General features: G+C 73.2%; 15 protein-coding genes. 4 read left to right on the forward strand and 11 right to left on the reverse strand.

Annotated features, from left to right (window positions below; all coding sequences use genetic code 11):
- Positions 1–20 precede the first annotated feature (20 nt).
- Positions 21–866 (forward strand): helix-turn-helix transcriptional regulator, encoded by an 846-nt coding sequence (locus tag BLW14_RS05335; RefSeq protein ID WP_018523788.1) that lies wholly within the window; start codon positions 21–23, stop codon positions 864–866.
- A 33-nt stretch (positions 867–899) separates the two neighbouring features.
- On the opposite strand, the gene BLW14_RS05340 is transcribed toward BLW14_RS05335, so the two are convergent.
- Positions 900–2039, reverse strand: a complete 1140-nt coding sequence (locus BLW14_RS05340) for a winged helix DNA-binding domain-containing protein (protein WP_093704846.1) — start codon at positions 2037–2039, stop codon at positions 900–902.
- 115 nt (positions 2040–2154) lie between these two features.
- Between BLW14_RS05340 and BLW14_RS05345 the strand changes: the two genes are divergently transcribed.
- Positions 2155–3033, forward strand: coding sequence for a DMT family transporter (locus BLW14_RS05345; protein ID WP_093704848.1), 879 nt, complete (start codon positions 2155–2157; stop codon positions 3031–3033).
- Positions 3034–3069: 36 nt separating this feature from the next.
- Here the strand turns inward: BLW14_RS05345 and BLW14_RS05350 are convergent, their stop codons facing one another.
- Both BLW14_RS05350 and BLW14_RS05355 read right to left on the reverse strand, forming a co-directional pair.
- A complete protein-coding gene (locus tag BLW14_RS05350) occupies positions 3070–3654 on the reverse strand; it encodes a TerD family protein (protein WP_093704850.1) in 585 nt (194 codons plus the stop codon).
- A 235-nt stretch (positions 3655–3889) separates the two neighbouring features.
- Positions 3890–4120, reverse strand: coding sequence for a DUF6296 family protein (locus BLW14_RS05355; protein WP_018523784.1), 231 nt, complete (start codon positions 4118–4120; stop codon positions 3890–3892).
- A 171-nt stretch (positions 4121–4291) separates the two neighbouring features.
- On the opposite strand from BLW14_RS05355, the gene BLW14_RS05360 reads away from it, so the two are divergent.
- Together BLW14_RS05360 and BLW14_RS05365 are read left to right on the forward strand one after the other, a co-directional pair.
- A complete protein-coding gene (locus BLW14_RS05360; RefSeq protein ID WP_093704852.1) occupies positions 4292–4744 on the forward strand; it encodes a DUF5709 domain-containing protein in 453 nt (150 codons plus the stop codon).
- 122 nt (positions 4745–4866) lie between these two features.
- Positions 4867–5229, forward strand: coding sequence for a nuclear transport factor 2 family protein (locus BLW14_RS05365; RefSeq protein ID WP_093704854.1), 363 nt, complete (start codon positions 4867–4869; stop codon positions 5227–5229).
- On the opposite strand, the gene BLW14_RS05370 is transcribed toward BLW14_RS05365, so the two are convergent.
- The 8 genes from BLW14_RS05370 to BLW14_RS05405 form a co-directional block, all read right to left on the reverse strand.
- Positions 5230–6273 (reverse strand): aldo/keto reductase, encoded by a 1044-nt coding sequence (locus tag BLW14_RS05370; protein WP_093704856.1) that lies wholly within the window; start codon positions 6271–6273, stop codon positions 5230–5232.
- Positions 6270–10094: an ABC transporter ATP-binding protein gene (locus BLW14_RS05375; RefSeq protein ID WP_093704858.1), complete on the reverse strand. Its 3825-nt coding sequence runs from the start codon at positions 10092–10094 to the stop codon at positions 6270–6272. The genes BLW14_RS05370 and BLW14_RS05375 overlap by 4 nt, the downstream gene beginning before the upstream one ends.
- Positions 10091–11476 (reverse strand): LLM class flavin-dependent oxidoreductase, encoded by a 1386-nt coding sequence (locus tag BLW14_RS05380; RefSeq protein ID WP_093704860.1) that lies wholly within the window; start codon positions 11474–11476, stop codon positions 10091–10093. Before BLW14_RS05380 ends, BLW14_RS05375 begins: the two co-directional genes overlap by 4 nt.
- Positions 11473–12273 carry an ABC transporter ATP-binding protein gene (locus BLW14_RS05385; protein ID WP_093704862.1) on the reverse strand — a complete coding sequence of 267 codons (801 nt, stop codon included), beginning with the start codon at positions 12271–12273 and terminating at the stop codon, positions 11473–11475. Before BLW14_RS05385 ends, BLW14_RS05380 begins: the two co-directional genes overlap by 4 nt.
- Positions 12249–13118, reverse strand: a complete 870-nt coding sequence (locus BLW14_RS05390; RefSeq protein ID WP_093704864.1) for an ABC transporter permease — start codon at positions 13116–13118, stop codon at positions 12249–12251. The genes BLW14_RS05385 and BLW14_RS05390 overlap by 25 nt, the downstream gene beginning before the upstream one ends.
- Positions 13115–14182 (reverse strand): ABC transporter substrate-binding protein, encoded by a 1068-nt coding sequence (locus BLW14_RS05395; RefSeq protein WP_093704866.1) that lies wholly within the window; start codon positions 14180–14182, stop codon positions 13115–13117. The genes BLW14_RS05390 and BLW14_RS05395 overlap by 4 nt, the downstream gene beginning before the upstream one ends.
- Before the next feature lie 20 nt (positions 14183–14202).
- Positions 14203–14727, reverse strand: a complete 525-nt coding sequence (locus BLW14_RS05400) for a flavin reductase family protein (protein WP_093704868.1) — start codon at positions 14725–14727, stop codon at positions 14203–14205.
- Positions 14728–15068: 341 nt separating this feature from the next.
- The gene (locus tag BLW14_RS05405; RefSeq protein WP_093704870.1) at positions 15069–16337 is read right to left on the reverse strand and encodes an ROK family transcriptional regulator; all 1269 of its coding nucleotides are present in this window, start codon (positions 16335–16337) and stop codon (positions 15069–15071) included.
- Positions 16338–16542 lie beyond the last annotated feature (205 nt).

Consider the following 16542-nt stretch of genomic DNA (forward strand, 5'->3'; position numbering starts at 1 on the left):
CCGGGCAGGGAGGCGTCAGGGTGCCGGAATCCGCCGACGCGGTCGAGATGCAAGCGGCGCTGCTGCGGCTGCGCCGGACGAGCGGTCTGCCGGTGGCGTTCGGCGGGCTGCTCTCGGACAGCCGCCACGCCAGGATCGCCGAGGTGAACGGGGCGCGTACGGCCGCGTTGCGCGGCCTGGTCATCTCGTCGGGCAGCGGCCTGGGCGGGAAGTCCATGGCCCTGTCGAGACCGTGCGCGGTGACCGACTACCGCTCCTCGCGCCACATCAGCCACGAGTACGACACGGCCGTCGCGGCGGAGGGCCTGCGCTCGGTGGTCGCCGTCCCCGTGGTGGTGCGGCGTGAGGTGCGGGGTGTGCTGTACGGGGCGCTGCGCGAGCCGCTGACGCTCGGGGACCGCACGTTCGACGCGGCGGTGGCCGCCGCCCGGGACGTGGAGCAGGCGCTGGTGGTCCGGGACGAGGTGCGGCAGCTGCTCGCGGTGGGCCACCAGGAGCCGGACACCGCTGCCGGCGCGGCCGCCGGGGCCTGGGAGGACGTCCGGGAAGCGCACCGCGAGCTGCGCGCCCTGATGCCGAAGGTGCTGGACCCGGCGCTGCGCGACGAGCTGCTCGCGGTGTGCGGGCGGCTGGCCTCGGCGACGGGCACCCGGGAGCCCGGGGCGCGCGAGGTCCGGCTCGCGCCGCGCGAGGTCGACGTGCTGGCGTGCGTCGCGGCGGGCGCCACCAACGCGGTGGCGGCGGACCGGCTGGGACTGCGCCCGGAGACGGTGAAGGGGTATCTGCGCTCCGCGATGCGGCGGCTGGGGGCGCACACCCGGCTGGAGGCGGTGGTCGCGGCGCGGCGCGCGGGGCTGCTGCCGTAAGGGCCTGTCGTTCGGGTCGAGCCCCGGGCCCCCTCAGCGGCCGAGGTCCACGAACGAGGCGAACCGGACGTCGTGGCCGACGGCCCGGGTCATCGCCGCGACCAGGTCCGCCGCCTCCCGCGTCAGGGCGTCGCGCTCGGCGGCGGTGAGCGGGCGCAGCTCCTGCACGGTCACCACGGCCGGGGCGTCGCGCGGGGTTTCCAGCCGCCAGACCGCCGCGAAGAACCCGTCCACCAGCACACTGCCGTAGTTCTGGTTGCCCACCCCGTTGAGGCCCTTGAAGTGGGGCGGGATGACCCGGGTGCGGTCGGCGTGGCCGAGCAGGACATTGTCGAACTCGGGCAGGAAGCGGGGCGGTGCGGGGGTGTCCTCGGCGGGGCGCGGGGCGTCGGGCAGGTCGAAGAGTTCGGTGCCGTGCTCGTCGCGGAAGGTGACCAGCCGGGGCCGCAGCCGCTCGAAGACCTCCTTCAGCCGGGTCAGCCCGGCCCAGGCCTGCATGTCCTTGACCGATGCCGGGCCGAACGCGCCTAGGTAGCGGAGCACGGCACCCTCCATGTCCGGCGTCTCCTCCCCCGCGCGGCCGAGCCAGCGTTCGACCGTGGTGAGGGCGACGCCGCCGCTCATGTCCCAGAGGCCGCGCGGAGTGACCTGGACCAGGGGCAGCAGACAGCGGGCGGCGGTGCTCAGGGCCTGCGGATCCGCGTCCGGCCACTCGGTGAGCAGCCGTGTGCGGATCTCCTTCGGGGTGCGGGGCGCCTCCTCGACGTACTCCCTGCTCAGCTCCCGCAGCCGGTCCAGGTCGACGCCCGTGAGCCGCTTGCGGAAGATGCCCAGCTCGCGGTCGCGGGCCGGCTGCACCAGGGGGCGCAGGGTGAGGGCGTCCTCGGCGGTGTGGGTGTGGATCGTGGAGCGCAGGGTGACGATGCGGACGACCTCGCGCGACTCCATCAGCGTGGAGAGGGCGGCGGGCCGGAACCCCTGGAGGCGGGCGAGGAGCTGGTAGTACGGCGGCTTGGTGTTCTGCGCCTGGAGGCCGACGAGGTGGGCGACCGCGTCCCGGGGGCTCATCGCGGCGCGGTTCAGCAGCAGCTGGCGCTCCAGGGTCGCCCGGCCCAGCGCCCTGGTCGTGAGCACGGGGGCGGTACCGGTGGAGGTCTTCTTCTTCGCGGCCATGACGGCACGCTATGGCGGAATGAGGCCGGATTCGGTCCTAATGGCCCAACCGGGGGCGCCACGCCTTCCCCCGGCGAAGCCGGAATCGCGGCGGGGCCGCCCGCATCATGGTCCGGTGATCGCCGTCCTGTTCGCCGTCCTGACCGCCGTCAGCAACGGCTCCGCCTCCGTCCTCCAGCGCCGCGCCGCCCTCGACGTCCCGCAGACCGAGGCCATGCGGGTGTCGCTGATCGGCCATCTGCTGCGCCAGAAGGTGTGGCTCGCGGGGATCGCGCTGGTGATCGTCGCCGCCGTCTGCCAGGCCGTGGCGCTGGCCACCGGCCCGATCTCGGTGGTGCAGCCCATCTTCGTGATCGAGCTTCCGGCGACGCTGCTGCTGGCCGGGTTCATGATGCGGGCGCGGCTGCCCCGGGCCGTCTGGCTGGGGGTGGCGGCCGTGACGGTGGGGCTGGCCCTCGGCATGGCGACGGCCGCGCCGGGCGGCGGCAGCGACATGGTGCACGGGGCGGCGTGGGTGCCGGCGCTGATCCTGACGGGCGTGTCCGAGGCGCTGCTGATCGCGGGGGCGCTGGCCACCCGGGGCAATGTCCGGGCCGCGCTGCTGGCCACGGCCGCCGCCTGCGGTTACGCGCTGACCGCCGCGCTGATGAAGGACGCCATGGCGCGGCTCGACGAGGGCGGGGTCGGCGCGCTGTTCAGCTCCTGGCAGCTGTACGCCACCGCGGCGGCGGGTGTGGGCGCGCTGTTCCTGCTGCAGAACGCCCTTCAGGCGGGCACGCTCGTCGCCGTACAGCCGTGTCTGACGCTGGGCGACGCCCTGGTCAGTGTCCTGTACGGGGTGACGCTGTTCGGCGAGGATCTGCGCACCGGCTGGTGGGTGCTGCCCGAACTGCTGGCGCTGGGGCTGATCGCGGCGGGGTGCGTGGAGCTGGCGCGGTCGCCGCTGGCCACCGGGAATCCGACGGCCCCGGCCCGCGCGCGCCGGGTCGACTGACCGGGCGCGCACGGACCGGGGCAGGTCGTACGCGTACTACTTGCTGATCGCGAAACGCATCAGGGCGTGTTCGTCGCCCTGCTTGATCTTGCCGGTCTCGTTGATCACCTGGAGCTTCCAGCCGGCGCCGACGCGCATGGCCTTGGCCACGGCGCAGCCGTTGTCGTTGGTGAGCAGGCTCGGCCAGATGTCGGCGACCTGCTGGCTGCTGCCGCCCGTCGCGTCGTAGACCTTGATGCTGACGTTGCGCGCGTTCTGGAAGGAGCTGCCCTTCTTGTACGCGGCGGCGACGAAGACGATCGACGTGACGTTCGACGGGACCTTGGCGAAGTCGACGGTCACCGTCTCGTCGTCGCCCTCGCCCTTCCCGGTCTGGTTGTCACCGCTGTGCAGCAGCGAGCCGTTGCCCAGCGGGTCCAGGGAGTCCAGGCCGGCGAGGCGGACCGGGTCCGCGCCCTGCATCGCGATGGCGATGAGGTCGAGGTCGGTGCCCTTCTTCTGCTTCAGCTTCCCCATCAGCCCGCCACTGCTGCCGACGGTGGGGTCCCAGGAGACGCCGATGGAGAGGTGGGTCACCCCGTCCAGGTCCGCCGGGCCGTCTTCCTTCTTCAACGTGATCATGCGTGATCCTCTTCGTGGCGAGTTTCCTACAGGGTGAGTCTGCCTGGTGTCCTTCCACAGCTCCTCACCAGGGGCAAAATTTCGACCAAGTGTTGGACGTGTGCGGCCGGATCGTCCTGCCTCGGCACGATGTACGCATGCGTGTCCACGTGATAGGGGAACGCCCGGTCCGGGGCGCGGCGCTCGGAGGTGAGCGGATCCGCGTCCCGGACCGGACGTCGGTTGCCGGCCGGTCTCAGGCGGCCTGTTCGCGTACCGCGACCGGCGTCCCCAGGCGCTGATGGCCGCCGCTGGCGAGCATCCGCACCTCCTCGTGGTCGCTGATCTCGGCACGCACGATGCCCGTCTCGTCCTCGTAGACGGGGTGTCCGCCCGCGCCGCTCTGTGCGGTCCGGTGGACGGTGACGGTGTCGTCCTCGACGGCCGACGACTGGAACACGAGCTGGTAGCTCTCCGGGTAATCCATGGCGGGCTCTCCAGACGAATCTCCGGGCCGGCCCCTAGGGGCGTGCCCGGCCTGCACTGTCCATGGTTGCGCACACCCGGCCGGGACGCAGATGCGCATGTGTGCGCCCTGCGGGGGCGGGCATGCGCTGCCTATCCTGAGAAAGAGCCCCGCCGCGGAAAGGGAAGCGCCATGGATGATGCCGACCGGGGTGACGACGTCTATCAGCCCCAGGAAGAGTCGCAGGCCTCCGACCCGATCGAGCAGCTCGACACGGAGGACATCCTCGACGACCCGGATGTCGACGACGAGCTGGACCGGGGCTACTCGCCGCCCGAGCGCCCGTACGCCGTGGACGACGTGGGTACCACCGCCGCCGAGCAGCAGCGGGGCGAGACCCTGGAGAGCCGGCTCGCCCGCGAGGTGCCCGAGGACGGCGTCCCGCCCGGGGACGGGGTGGGCGACGTCCTGGACGGGGACGGCGAGCCGTGGGACCGCGAGGTCGGCACCGTACGCGCCGGGCGGCTCACCCGGGACCTGGACATCGACGAACCGGACAGCACGGCGGGCGAGGACGTCGGAATCGACGGCGCCGCCGCCTCGGCCGAGGAGGCCGCGGTGCACGTCATCGCGGACGGGGCGTAGGCAGGCCCGCTCCCCCTTACCCGGGAGGTAATCGACGCCCCGCGCGGCGTCGGACATCGTGTTCCTCACGAGCACAGCGCTCCCGGCCGACCGGCCGGTGAGCCCTACCGGAGGGACCAACGATGACCTCTTACGACGCCGCCGCGCAGCGCTACTTCGCCGCCTGGAACGCCGGGTCCGACGAGCTGGAGAAGGCCGTCGCCGCGGCGTTCACCGAGGACGCGACGTACACCGACCCGCTGGCGGACGTCCGCGGCCACGAGCAGCTGACGGCCGCCATCGCCGGGGCGCGGCAGCAGTTCCCCGGCTTCGTCTTCCGCCCCTTGGGCGCGGTGGACGGGCACCACGCGCTGGTCCGCTTCGGCTGGGAGCTGGTCGCGCCCGACGGCTCGGCGCCCGTCGCCGGTTTCGATGTGGCCTCCCTTGCGGAGGACGGCCGGATCACCTCGGTCAGCGGCTTCCTGGACCGGGTGCCGGCCGTCTGATCACGCGGCGGGGTGCGAACGACGACGCAGGGCCGGGTCGGTGAGGGCCGCCGGGTGGTAACCGGCGTCCCGGGACGAGAGGTTGGTGCCGGGCGGGACGATCTTGTCGATCCGGTCCAGCACGTCCCGGCTCAGCCGCACCCGGTCCGCGCCGAGCTGGCCGGTCAGCTGTTCCAGGGTGCGCGGGCCGATGATCGCCGAGGTGACGGCGGGGTGTTCGAGCACGAAGGCCAGGGCGAGCTGGACGAGGGTGAGCCCGGCCTCGTCGGCCAGCTGGGCGAGGGCCTCGGCGGCGTCGAGCTTGGCGGCGTTCTCCGGGGACGCGATGTCGAAGCGTCCGGCCTGGCGCGCGGCCCGGCTGGAGTCCGGCTGGCCGGCGCCCTTGCGGTAGCGGCCGGAGAGCCAGCCGCCGGCGAGCGGGCTCCAGGACAGCACGGCGAGGCCGTAACGCCGGGCGGTGGGCAGCACCTCGCGCTCGATGCCCCGGGCGAGGATGGAGTACGGGGGCTGCTCGGCGACGACGCGTTCGCGGCCGCGCCGTTCGGCGGTCCACTGGCCCTCCACGATGGCGGACGGCTCGAACGTCGAGGTGCCGATGTAGCGGATCTTGCCCTGGTGGACCAGGTCGGAGAGGGCGCCCAGGGTCTCGTCGAAGTCGGTGCCGGGCGCGGGGCGGTGCACCTGGTAGAGGTCGATCCAGTCGGTGCCCAGCCGGCGCAGGCTGTTCTCCACCTCGCGGATGATCCAACGGCGGGAGTTACCCTGCTCGTTGGGGTCGGTGCCGAGGCTTCCGTGGAACTTGGTGGCGAGCACGACGTTGTCGCGGCGCCCGCCGGCGAGCGCCTTGCCGACGATGGTCTCCGACTCACCGGCCGAGTAGACGTCGGCGGTGTCCACGAAGTTGATGCCGGAGTCCAGGGCGTGGTGGATGATCCGGACGCTGTCGTCGTGGTCGGGGTTGCCGCGGGCGCCGAACATCATGGTGCCCAGGCACAGCGGGCTGACCTTCACGCCCGTGCGGCCGAAATCGCGGTACTGCGTCATCGTGCGTTCTCCTTGACGAGTTCACTGGCATTCAGGTGGTCGACGGCCGCGCCGGGGCCGGTCTCCCGGAAGGCGTCCCACAGCCGCCGGTAGGGGCCGCGGGCGGCGAGCAGTTCGGTGTGGGTGCCGGTCTCGACGACGGTTCCGGCGTCGAGCACCACCACCCTGTCCGCCCGGGCCGCCGTGGTCAGCCGGTGGGCGACGACGACGGTGGTACGGCGACGGGCCAGGACCTCGGTGGCCGCGGCGACCCGGCGCTCGGTGGCCAGGTCCAGCGAGGCGGTCGCCTCGTCGAGCAGCAGCACGTCGGGGTCGACGAGTTCGGCCCGGGCCAGGGCGAGGAGCTGGCGCTGTCCGGCGGAGAGGTTGCGGCCCCGCTCCCCCACCGGGGTCAGGTAGCCGAGCCGGAGCCCGGCGACCATCTCGTGGGCGCCGACCGCCCGGGCCGCCCGCTCCACCTCGGCGTCCGTGGCGTCCGGCCGCCCGTAGGCGACGGCGTCCCGGACGGTGCCGCTGAACAGGTGCGCCTCCTGCGGGACCACGCCGAGCCTGCGCCGGAAGGCGGGCAGGTCCAGGTCGCGCAGGTCGTGCCCGTCGACCCGGACCGCGCCGGCGGAGGGGTCGTAGAACCGGGCGAGGAGCTTGACCACCGTGGACTTGCCCGCGCCCGTGGCGCCGACGAGCGCGACGGTCTCGCCCGGAGCGATGCGCAGGGTCACCCCGTGCAGGACCTGGTGGCCGCCGCCGCCCGCGTACCCGAAGGACACCTCGTCGAACTCGACCTCGCCCCGCAGGGCGGGCACCGGTCGGGGGCTCGCGGCGGGAGGGGTGCCGGCGGGGGTGTTCATCAGGGCGCGGAGGCGGCCGAGGCCCACCACCGCCTGCTGGTAGCCGTCGAAGACCTGCGAGAGCTGCTGGATCGGCGAGAAGAACAGCTCCACGTACAGCAGGAACGCGATGAGGGTGCCGGCGCTCAGCTCGCCCGAGCGGACCTGGGCCGCGCCGACGGTGAGCACGGCCGCCGAGCAGAGCGTGCCGAGGAATTCGACGAACGGGAAGAACGTGCCCATGTACCGCTGGGCGCGCAGCCGGGAGTCCCGGAAGGCCCGGGCCAGTACGGCGAAGTCGGCGGCGTTGCGCTGCTCGCGGCGGAACGCCTGGGTCACGCGGATCGCGGTGACGTTCTCCTGGAGGCACGCGTTGACGGCGCTGATCCGCTCCCGGGCCTCGCGGTAGGCGGGGACCGAGTAGTAGCGGAAGACGGCGGTGGCCGCGATGAGCAGCGGGAGCGCGGCGAGCAGGACGAGGGCGAGTTCCGCGTCGATCACCAGCAGGGCGACCAGCACTCCGGAGACCGTGAGGAGGCTGACCACGGCGGTGATCAGGCCGGTCTGCAGGAAGTTCGACAGAGCGTCGACGTCCGTGGTCATCCGGGTCATGATCCGGCCGCCGAGTTCGCGCTCGTAGTAGTCGAGGCCGAGGCGCTGGAGCTGGGCGAACGTCTTCACGCGCAGGGTGTAGAGGAGGCGTTCGCCGGTGCGGCCGGTGGTCCGCACCTGCGCCACGCCGATCAGCCAGTTCGCGGCCACCACGACGGCGGCGGCAGCGGCCGCGGCGAGCAGGACGTGCCCGGCGTGGTGGGCCACGCCCCGGTCCACGCCGTACCGGACGAGGACCGGCACGGTGATCTGGGCACCGGCGTCGAGGGCGACGAGCAGGAGGCCGAGGAGCAGCGGCAGCCGGAAGGGCCGCAGCAGGGCTCCGAGCCCGAAGCGGGCGTCGGCGGCGACGGCCTGTTCGGTGGGCACATCGGGGTCGGCGGCGGGCAGCGGGAGGCGGGCGAGTCCGGCGAGGAGTTCGGGGCTGGGCGGGGCCGAGCCGAGGACCCCGCCGCCGGGTCCGGCGCGTCCGGGCCCGGAGGTGGCGGCGGCTTCGGCGAGCGCCCTGGCGGCCCGCACGGCGGTGCCCTCCAGCTGTTCGTCCTCGTCCTCCTCGGGGCGCAGCCACAGGTGCGGGGTGGGGCAGCCGGGGTCGGGTGCGACGGTCACGTCGAGGGGGTGGTCCTCGGTGGCCAGGAGAGCGCGGAACAGGGCGGATCGGCCCCGCAGTTCGTCGGGCGTACCGGTGTCCGTGACCCGGCCGCCGTCGAGGATCGCGACGCGGTCCGCGAGTTCCAGCGTGGAGCGGCGGTGGGCGATGATCAGGGTGGTGCGGCGGCGGTCGTCCCCGCGCAGCCGGTGGTGGATCTCGGCCTCCACCCGCGCGTCGATGGCCGAGGTGGCGTCGTCCAGGACGAGCACGGCCGGGTCGCCGATCAGGGCGCGGGCGAGCGCCATGCGCTGGCGCTGGCCGCCGGACAGGGTGAGGCCCTGTTCGCCGACGAGGGTGTCGTAGCCCTGCGGGAGCCGTTCGATGAACTCGTCGGCGCGGGCGATGCGGGCCGCAGCGCGCACCTGCTCGTCGGTGGCGTCCGGCATCCCGTACGCGATGTTGGCGCGCACGGTGTCGGAGAGGAGCAGGCTCTCCTCGAAGACGTAGCCGATCCGGGAGCGCAGCGAGGCGAGGGCGAGGTCGCGGACGTCGGTGCCGCCGACCCGTACCGCGCCGGCGGGCACGTCGTAGAAGCGGGGCAGCAGGGCGGCGGCGGTGGACTTGCCGGAGCCGGCCGGGCCGATCAGGGCCAGGGTCTCGCCGGGGCGGATGTCCAGGGTGAAGCCGTCCAGGAGCGGGGCGCCGTCGCCGTATCCGAAGGTCACGTCGTCCCAGGAGAGGGCCGGGGGTCCGTCGGGCAGTTCGCGGGCGTGCGGCGCGTCGGTGATGACGGGGGCCTCGTCGACGACCTCCAGGACGCGTTCGGCTCCGGCCCGGGCCTGCTGCCAGACCGTGAGCAGGGTGGCGACCTGGCGTACGGGGGTGACGAAGGAGCCCAGGTAGGTGGTGAACGCGAGGAAGGTGCCGAGCGATATCCGACCGTGCAGGGCCATCCAGCCGCCGAGCGCCAGCACCGCGACCTGGCCCAGGGCGGGGACCGCCTGGAGGGCCGGGTTGTAGCGGCTGGTGAAGCGGACGACGCGCAGCCGGGAGGCGAACAGGTGGCGGGCGCGCCGTTCGAGGCCGGTGAGCTCGCGCTGCTCCTGGCCGAAGCCCTTCACCACGCGGACGCCGGTGACGGTCGCTTCGACGGTGGAGGCGACCTCGGCCGCCTCCTGCTGGGCGTGCCAGTTGGCGGGGAACAGGTCGCGGCGGCTGCGCAGCGCGATGAGCCAGAGCAGCGGCCCGACAACGAGCGCCACGACGGTCAGCAGCGGGGACAGGAACGCCATGACGGCCAGCGAGAACAGGAACATCAGGGCGTTGCCCGTGAGGTTGGGCAGGAACTGCAGCAGGGTCTGGATGAGGGTGATGTCGGAGATGGACCGGCTCACCACCTGTCCGGTGCGCAGATCGTCCTGCTGGGCACCGCCGAGCCGGAGCAGCGCGGCGAACGCGTCGTTCCGCAGGTCGTACTGGACCCCCAGGGAGAGCCGCCCCGAGCGGTAGCGGCGGGTGAAGCTCGCGCCGAACCGGAGCGCGCCGAGTGCGGCGAGCAGTCCGGTCCAGGGGACGAGCGAGGCGGTGGTGCCGGCCGCCACCCCGTCCACCACGTGCCGCAGCACGAGGGGCAGGGCGGCGGTGGCGACGGCGGCGGTCACGGCGGCGCCGAAGGCCGTGAAGAGATCGGTGCGGTGGCGCAGGCAGTAGCCCAGCAGCCGCCGCGCCCAGCCGGGCGGCGGCTGCCGGACGGTGCCCATACCGGTCCCCGGATGCGGACAGTCGGTCACCGGGCCTCCGCCAGACCGATGCCGTAGTCGCCGGCGCCGCGCACGATGTCGTCGAAGAGGCGGTTGGCGGGGCGCGGCAGCCCGTAGTGGCCGCGCAGGGTGCTTGCGGTGTACTCGGTGCGGAACAGGCCGCGTTCCTGGAGGATCGGCACCACCCGGTCCACGAAGACCTCCAGGCCGGACGGGAGGACGGCGGGCATGATGTTGAAGCCGTCGGCCGCGCCGCTGTCGTACCAGTGCTCGATGGTGTCCGCGACCTGCTCGGCGGTCCCGGCGAAGGTGCGGTGGCCGCGCCCACCGCCGAGCCGCCCGATGAGCTGACGCACGGTCAGCCTCTCGCGCCTGGCCAGCTCCACGATGAGGGTGTAGCGGCTCTTGGCGCCCTCGATGTCGTCCTCGGTGGGGATGTCCTCAGGGAGTTCCGCGTCGAGGTCGAGGTCGTCGGGGGCGATCTTCAGCCGCTTGGCGAGCTGGATCTTGGCGTACTCGGGGACGATGAGGTTCTCCAGCTCGGCGTCGAGCTCCAGCGCCTCGGCCTCGGTGTCGCCGATGACGGGGACGATGCCGGGCAGGATCTTGATGCCGTCGGGGTTGCGGCCGAGGGCGGTGGCGCGCTCCTTGACGTCCTTGTAGAAGGCGATGCCCTCCTCCAGGGTCTGCTGGGCGGTGAACACCGCCTCCGCGTACCGGGCGGCGAAGTCCTTGCCGTCCTCGCTGGAGCCGGCCTGAACGAGCAACGGGTAGCCCTGCGGGGGCCGTTGTACGTTGAGAGGCCCGTCGACGCGGAAGAACTCGCCCCGGTGCCCGATCTGCCGCACCCGCTCGGCCAGGGCGTGCACCCCGCGCTCCTTGTCGGCGATCACCGCGTCGTCGGCCCAGCTGTCCCAGAGCTTGGTGGACACCTCGACGAACTCGCCGGCGCGCCGGTAGCGGTCGCGGTGCAGCGGGGTGTCGTCGAGGCCGAAGTTGCGGGCCGCGTCGGCCCCCGCGGTGGTGACGATGTTCCAACCGGCCCGGCCGCCCGAGACGTGGTCCAGCGAGGCGAACCTGCGGGCCAGGTTGTACGGCTCGTTGTAGCTGGTGGACGCGGTGGCGATGAGGCCGATGTGGCGGGTCGCCCCGGCGAGGGCGGTGAGCAGGACGGTGGGTTCCAGCTTGGCGGCGGGCCGGCGGCCGGGGTCGCCCATCAGGACGGGGCTGTCGGCGAGGAACAGCGAGTCCAGCCTGCCGCGTTCGGCGATCCGGGCGAGGTTCTTGTAGTGCTCGATGTCGGAGTTGGCCTCGGCCGGGCTCTCGGGCAGCCGCCAGGACGCCTCGTGGTGGCCGGTGGACATGAGGAAGGCGTTGAGGTGGAGCTGCTTGCGCTCGGGTGTGCGGGTCATCGGGAGTCCTTCTTCGCTTCGGTGAGGGGCTGGGGCTGGGGCTGGGGCTGGGCGACCCCGAGGGCGGTGAGCAGGGTGTCGCGGTACTCCTGGAAGCGCGGGTCGCGGCGGGAGCGCGGGGTCGGGAGGTCGACGGTGAGGTCGACGGAGATCCGGCCGTCCTCCAGGACCAGGACCCGGTCGGCCAGTTCGACGGCCTCGTCGACGTCGTGGGTGACCAGGAGCACCGCGGGGCGGTGGCGTTCGTAGAGTTCGCGCAGCAGGTCGTGCATCTTGATCCGGGTCAGCGCGTCCAGGGCGCCGAACGGCTCGTCGGCCAGGAGGAGTTCGGGCTCGCGGACCAGGGCGCGGGCGAGGGCGGCGCGCTGCTGTTCGCCGCCGGACAGCTCGTGCGGCCAGGAGCGGTCGCGGCCCTCCAGGCCGACCTCGGCGAGGGCGGTGAGACCGCGTTCCCGGGCGCCGGGGCCGCGCAGGCCGAGGGTGACGTTGTCGATGAGCCGGAGCCAGGGCAGCAGCCGGGAGTCCTGGAAGGAGAGCGAGACCCGGTCGGGGACGGTGAGTTCGCCGGAGCCCGCCACCATGTGGTCGAGGCGGGCGACAGCTCGCAGCAGGGTCGACTTCCCGGAGCCGCTGCGCCCGAGCAGTGCGGTGAACTCGCCGGGCGCGACGGTGAGATCGAGTTCCTTGAGGATGTCGCGGTCGCCGAAGCGGCGGACCAGTTTCCGGGTGCGGATGGCGGGGCGCGGGGCGAGGGCCGTCGCGCCGGGGGCGGTCAGCCCGCCAGGGTGCGTCGCCATGACAGGACCTTCCTCTCGACGGCGCGTACCGCCGCGTCCGATGCGAAGCCGAAGATCCCGTAGGCCACCAGGCCCACGATGATCACGTCGGACTGGGCGTACTGCTGGGCCTGGAACATCATGTAGCCGATGCCGCTGGTGGCGTTGATCTGCTCGACGACGATCAGCCCGAGCCAGGAGGCGGTGACGCCGAGGCGCAACCCGACGAAGAAACCGGGCAGCGAGCCGGGCACGACGACCTTGCGGATGAACTGCGCCCGGCTCAGATCGAGCCCCTCCGCGAGTTCGACGTAGCGGCTGTCGATGCCGGTGAGCGAGGCGTACGTGTTGATGTACATGTTCACCGCGACGCCGAGCGCGATCACGGTGACCTTCATCTGCTCGCCGATGCCGAGCCACAGGATCAGCAGCGGCAGCATGGCCAGGGACGGAATCGCGCGCTTGATCTGGAGCGGGCCGTCCAGGAGGTACTCGCCGGTGCGGCTCAGCCCGGCGGCGACGGCGAGGAGGACCCCGGCGCCCACCCCGAAGAAGAGGCCGAGTCCGGCGCGCTGGAGCGAGATGAGGACGTTGTCCTGGAGACGGCCGCTGGAGACCAGGTCCGACGCGGTGGAGAGGACCGTGCCGGGGGCGGAGAGTATCCGGGGGTCCAGGTAGCCGGTGGCGGAGGCGGCCCACCACAGGGCGATGACCAGGACCGGGCCGATGAGCCGGCCGAAGGGGACGGCCCGGCCGGGGCCCAGCCGTCTGCGGGTCTTCGGGGCGGAGGCGGGTGCGACGGCGGGCGCGGCGGACTTCACCGGTGGTACGGCGGGCCGGGTGGTGTGCGTCAACAGCTCGGTCATGACTTCTCCCGGTACTCGGCGGGTACGGCCTTCGCCGCCAGCCCCTCGAAGCGGCGGTCGAACAGCTCGGTGGCGTCCTGCTCCGGTACGAATCCGCCGGCGGCGAGCAGGTCGGCGGTCTCCTGCTCCCAGGCGATGGCCTCGTCCCAGGAGGCGGGGAAGAGCGGCTTGTTGAGCGAGGCGACGATGCGCTTGCCGTCCTCCCGGGAGACGCCCTGGTCCTTGACGTAGTACGTGTCGATCCACTCGTCGGTGTTCTCCCACGCCCAGACCTGGCCCCGGGCCCACAGCGGGACGAAGCTGCGGACGGCGGCGGCCTTGGCGGGGTCGTTCAGCACCTCGTTGGGCGCCCAGAGCACCGAGAGCAGGTCCACCACGTCGGTCTTCACGCCGCGCGCCCCGTCCTTGCCGTACTGGCTGAGGTACTTGGTGAGGGTGGGTTCGCCCAGCGGGGCCACGTCGACCTGCTTGGACTGGAGGGCGGTGAGGAACTGGGTGCTGGGGAGGGCCACCAGCTCCACGTCCTTGTCGGCGATCCCCGCCTCCTTCAGCGCCCGCAGGACGACGACGCCCTGGGCCTGTCCCTGGGAGAACCCGATCTTCTTGCCCCGGAAGTCGTCGACGGACCGGATTTCGGAACCGGGTGCGGTGGCGAAGACGTAGGAGGGGTTGTTCCGCACCTGCACGGCGACGATCTTCGCGCCGACGTCGATGGCGTGGGCCTGGATCGGCGGAATTCCGGCGTTGACGGCCAGGTCGATGGAATGGGCCCGGAAGCCCTGGATGATATCGGGGCCCGCGCTCAGGTTGGGCCATTGCGAAACCGTGAAGGGAAGATCCTTCTCCAGTCCTGCGGGGCCGAGTTGGAGTCGCGTGGATCGCACGGCGACGGAGAGTTTCGTACCGGGTGGCGGTGCCCCGGAAGGCAATTTTCCGGCCGGTTCGGCGCTCGCGGCGGATTTCGTCTGCGGGGAGCAGGCGGCGAGCGTGCCGATGAGGGCGGTGCCGGTGAGGGCGAGGAACGACCGGCGGCCGAGAGGCGGTGAGGTGTGCTGGCGTGGCATGGGTGAGGTCCTGATCCGGGTCAGAGGGAGAGGTAGGCGCCGTCGTGGAAGAGCAGGGGGCTGCGGCCCTCGTCGAGCTGGGCGTCCACCACCCGGGCGATGACGATGCGGTGGTCGCCGGCGGGCACGATCTGCTCGGTCTCCACCCGCAGGTGGCCGGCCACGCCGTCGAGCAGCGGTTCGCCGCCGGGCAGGCGCTGCCAGCGGGTCGGGGCGGCGAAGCGGTCGATGCCGCTGGTTGCGAACGTGGCTGCCAGGGGCTGTTGTTCGGCGCCGAGGAAGTGCACGACGGCCGTACGGGCGTGCTCGAAGTGCGGCCACGACGAGGTTGTGGTCCCGATGCCGAACGAGATCAGCGGCGGGGTGAGCGAGAGCGAGGTGAGCGAGGTGGCGGTGAAGCCGACGGGGCCGCGTCCGGAGTCGGTGGTGATGACGACGACCCCGGCGGGGTAGCGGCGGAACGCCTTCCGGAAGCGGTCGGGGGCGACTCCCGCCGGGGCGGGGGCGGCGGCCTGGGCGGCGTACGAGGGCACAGTGACGGTCAACGTGTCTCCCGAAGGTGAGAAGCCCGAAAAGGGCAGCACGAAAGATGCGGCTGGAATCGCGCGAAGGCGTGAATGAGCACGGCGAGGCGCGCGTGGACGCGCGGAACGTTCGCCGGATATCAGCGGGTGTTTACCGGAGGCCCGGACAGCGGCCGCGACACGGGCGCAGCGGGGCGGCCGTGGAAGCGCACGAGCGGAAGGGACGCGTCATCGAGGACGCTTTCCCTGAATTCCGCTGTCGGCTGGTCATGAATCCATCATCCCGTCGGGCTCCGCGGCCGGTCAACAATGCAACTGACTGAATTAAGTCGGATTACGGGAGGGGGCCCGCGGGTCCGGATTCAGGACACCGCGGGCAGCGCCGGCCACGGCCCGAGCGGGTCCGTGTACAGCGAGCCGAGGGCCACCGCGCCGCCCGCCACGGCCAGCACCGAGCCGGTGAAGCTGCTCGGCACCACGGCCCGCTCCGGGTCGTCGCACACCGAGGAGCGCTCGGCCACCTCCGCGCGCAGATCGGCCAGGCACTCCGGCATCCGCCCGGCCCCCGGCTCGACGACGACGAGGACCTCCGGGTCGAACATGTCCAGGAGGAGCGCCGCGGCCCGCCCCACCAGCCGGGCCCGCCGCCGGAACAGGGCCACCGCCCGCGCGTCCCCGGCCAGCGCCCGGTCGAGCAGCTCCGGGAAGGACCCGGTCACCAGCCCCTGGGCGGCGGCGCGCCGCACCATGGCCCGCTCCGAGACCTCCGACTGGAGGCAGCCGGACCGCCCGCAGGAGCACGGCTCCACGCCGCCCGATCCCCCGGCTTCCAGGGGCAGATGGGCGACGCTGCCCGCCCCGGAACGCGGTCCCCGGTGCAGGGCGCCCTCGGTGGCGAAGGCGGCGTCGACGACCGCGCCGACGAAGAGCAGGACTGTGCTGGCCCGGGTCGACTCCTGGCCGAACAGCTGCTCGGCCCGGGCGAGGGCGCGGGAGTGGCTGTCGACATGGACGGGCAGCCCGGTCGAGGCGGCGAGCAGGTCGCGGGCGGGGACGTCCCGCCAGCCGAGCTGGGGGTGCGCGATGATCACCCCGTTCTCGGGGTCGACGCGGTGCCCGGTGGCGAGGCCGAGGGCGAGGACGGTGCGTCCGCCGGCGTGGGCGGCGGCCAACGGGGGTAGCCGGGCCCCGAGTTCGGCGAGGAGGCGGTGGGGTTCTGTGGTGCGGTGGGGCTGCCGGTCCTGGGCGACGATCCGGCCGCGCAGGTCCATCAGCGAGAGGGTGGAGTGGGCGACGGCGACGTGGGCGCCGGCGACGAGATAGCCGCCGGTGTCGATCTCGACGGGTATGTGCGGGCGGCCGAGGCCCTTGGGTCCGGCGGTCTCGGCGCTCTGGCGGACCAGGCCCCGGGCGAGCAGCCGGCCGACGTGCCCGCTGACGGAGGCGGGCGAGAGGCCGGTGAGGCGGGCGACGGTGGACCGGGCGACGGGGCCGTGGTCCAGGATCGCGCCGAAGACGGAGCCGGTGCCGGTCGGGCGGCGGCCGGGGGCCGGGGCCGGTATGTCGGCGCGGCGCAGCGGGGCGGCGGGGGTCTCGTGGGTACGGCGGACGGGGGCGGACAGACTCTTCACAGTCTCTTCCAGGTCCTCGGGGGCGGCGACGGTCGCGGTGTCGGCGTGGCACGGGGCGCGGTCGCGGGGTCCTCGGGGAGCGGGAGGGCGGCGCGGGCGGGGTGCCTCAGGCGCGGTGACACACGGCGGAGCACACCCGCTTGAGGTCGATGTGACCCCGCGTCGTGAGATGTGCGGATCGCTGCATGCCGCGCAAGGTAGCCGG

The sequence above is a fragment of the Streptomyces sp. 2131.1 genome (assembly GCF_900105515.1).
Classification (GTDB): domain Bacteria; phylum Actinomycetota; class Actinomycetes; order Streptomycetales; family Streptomycetaceae; genus Streptomyces; species Streptomyces drozdowiczii.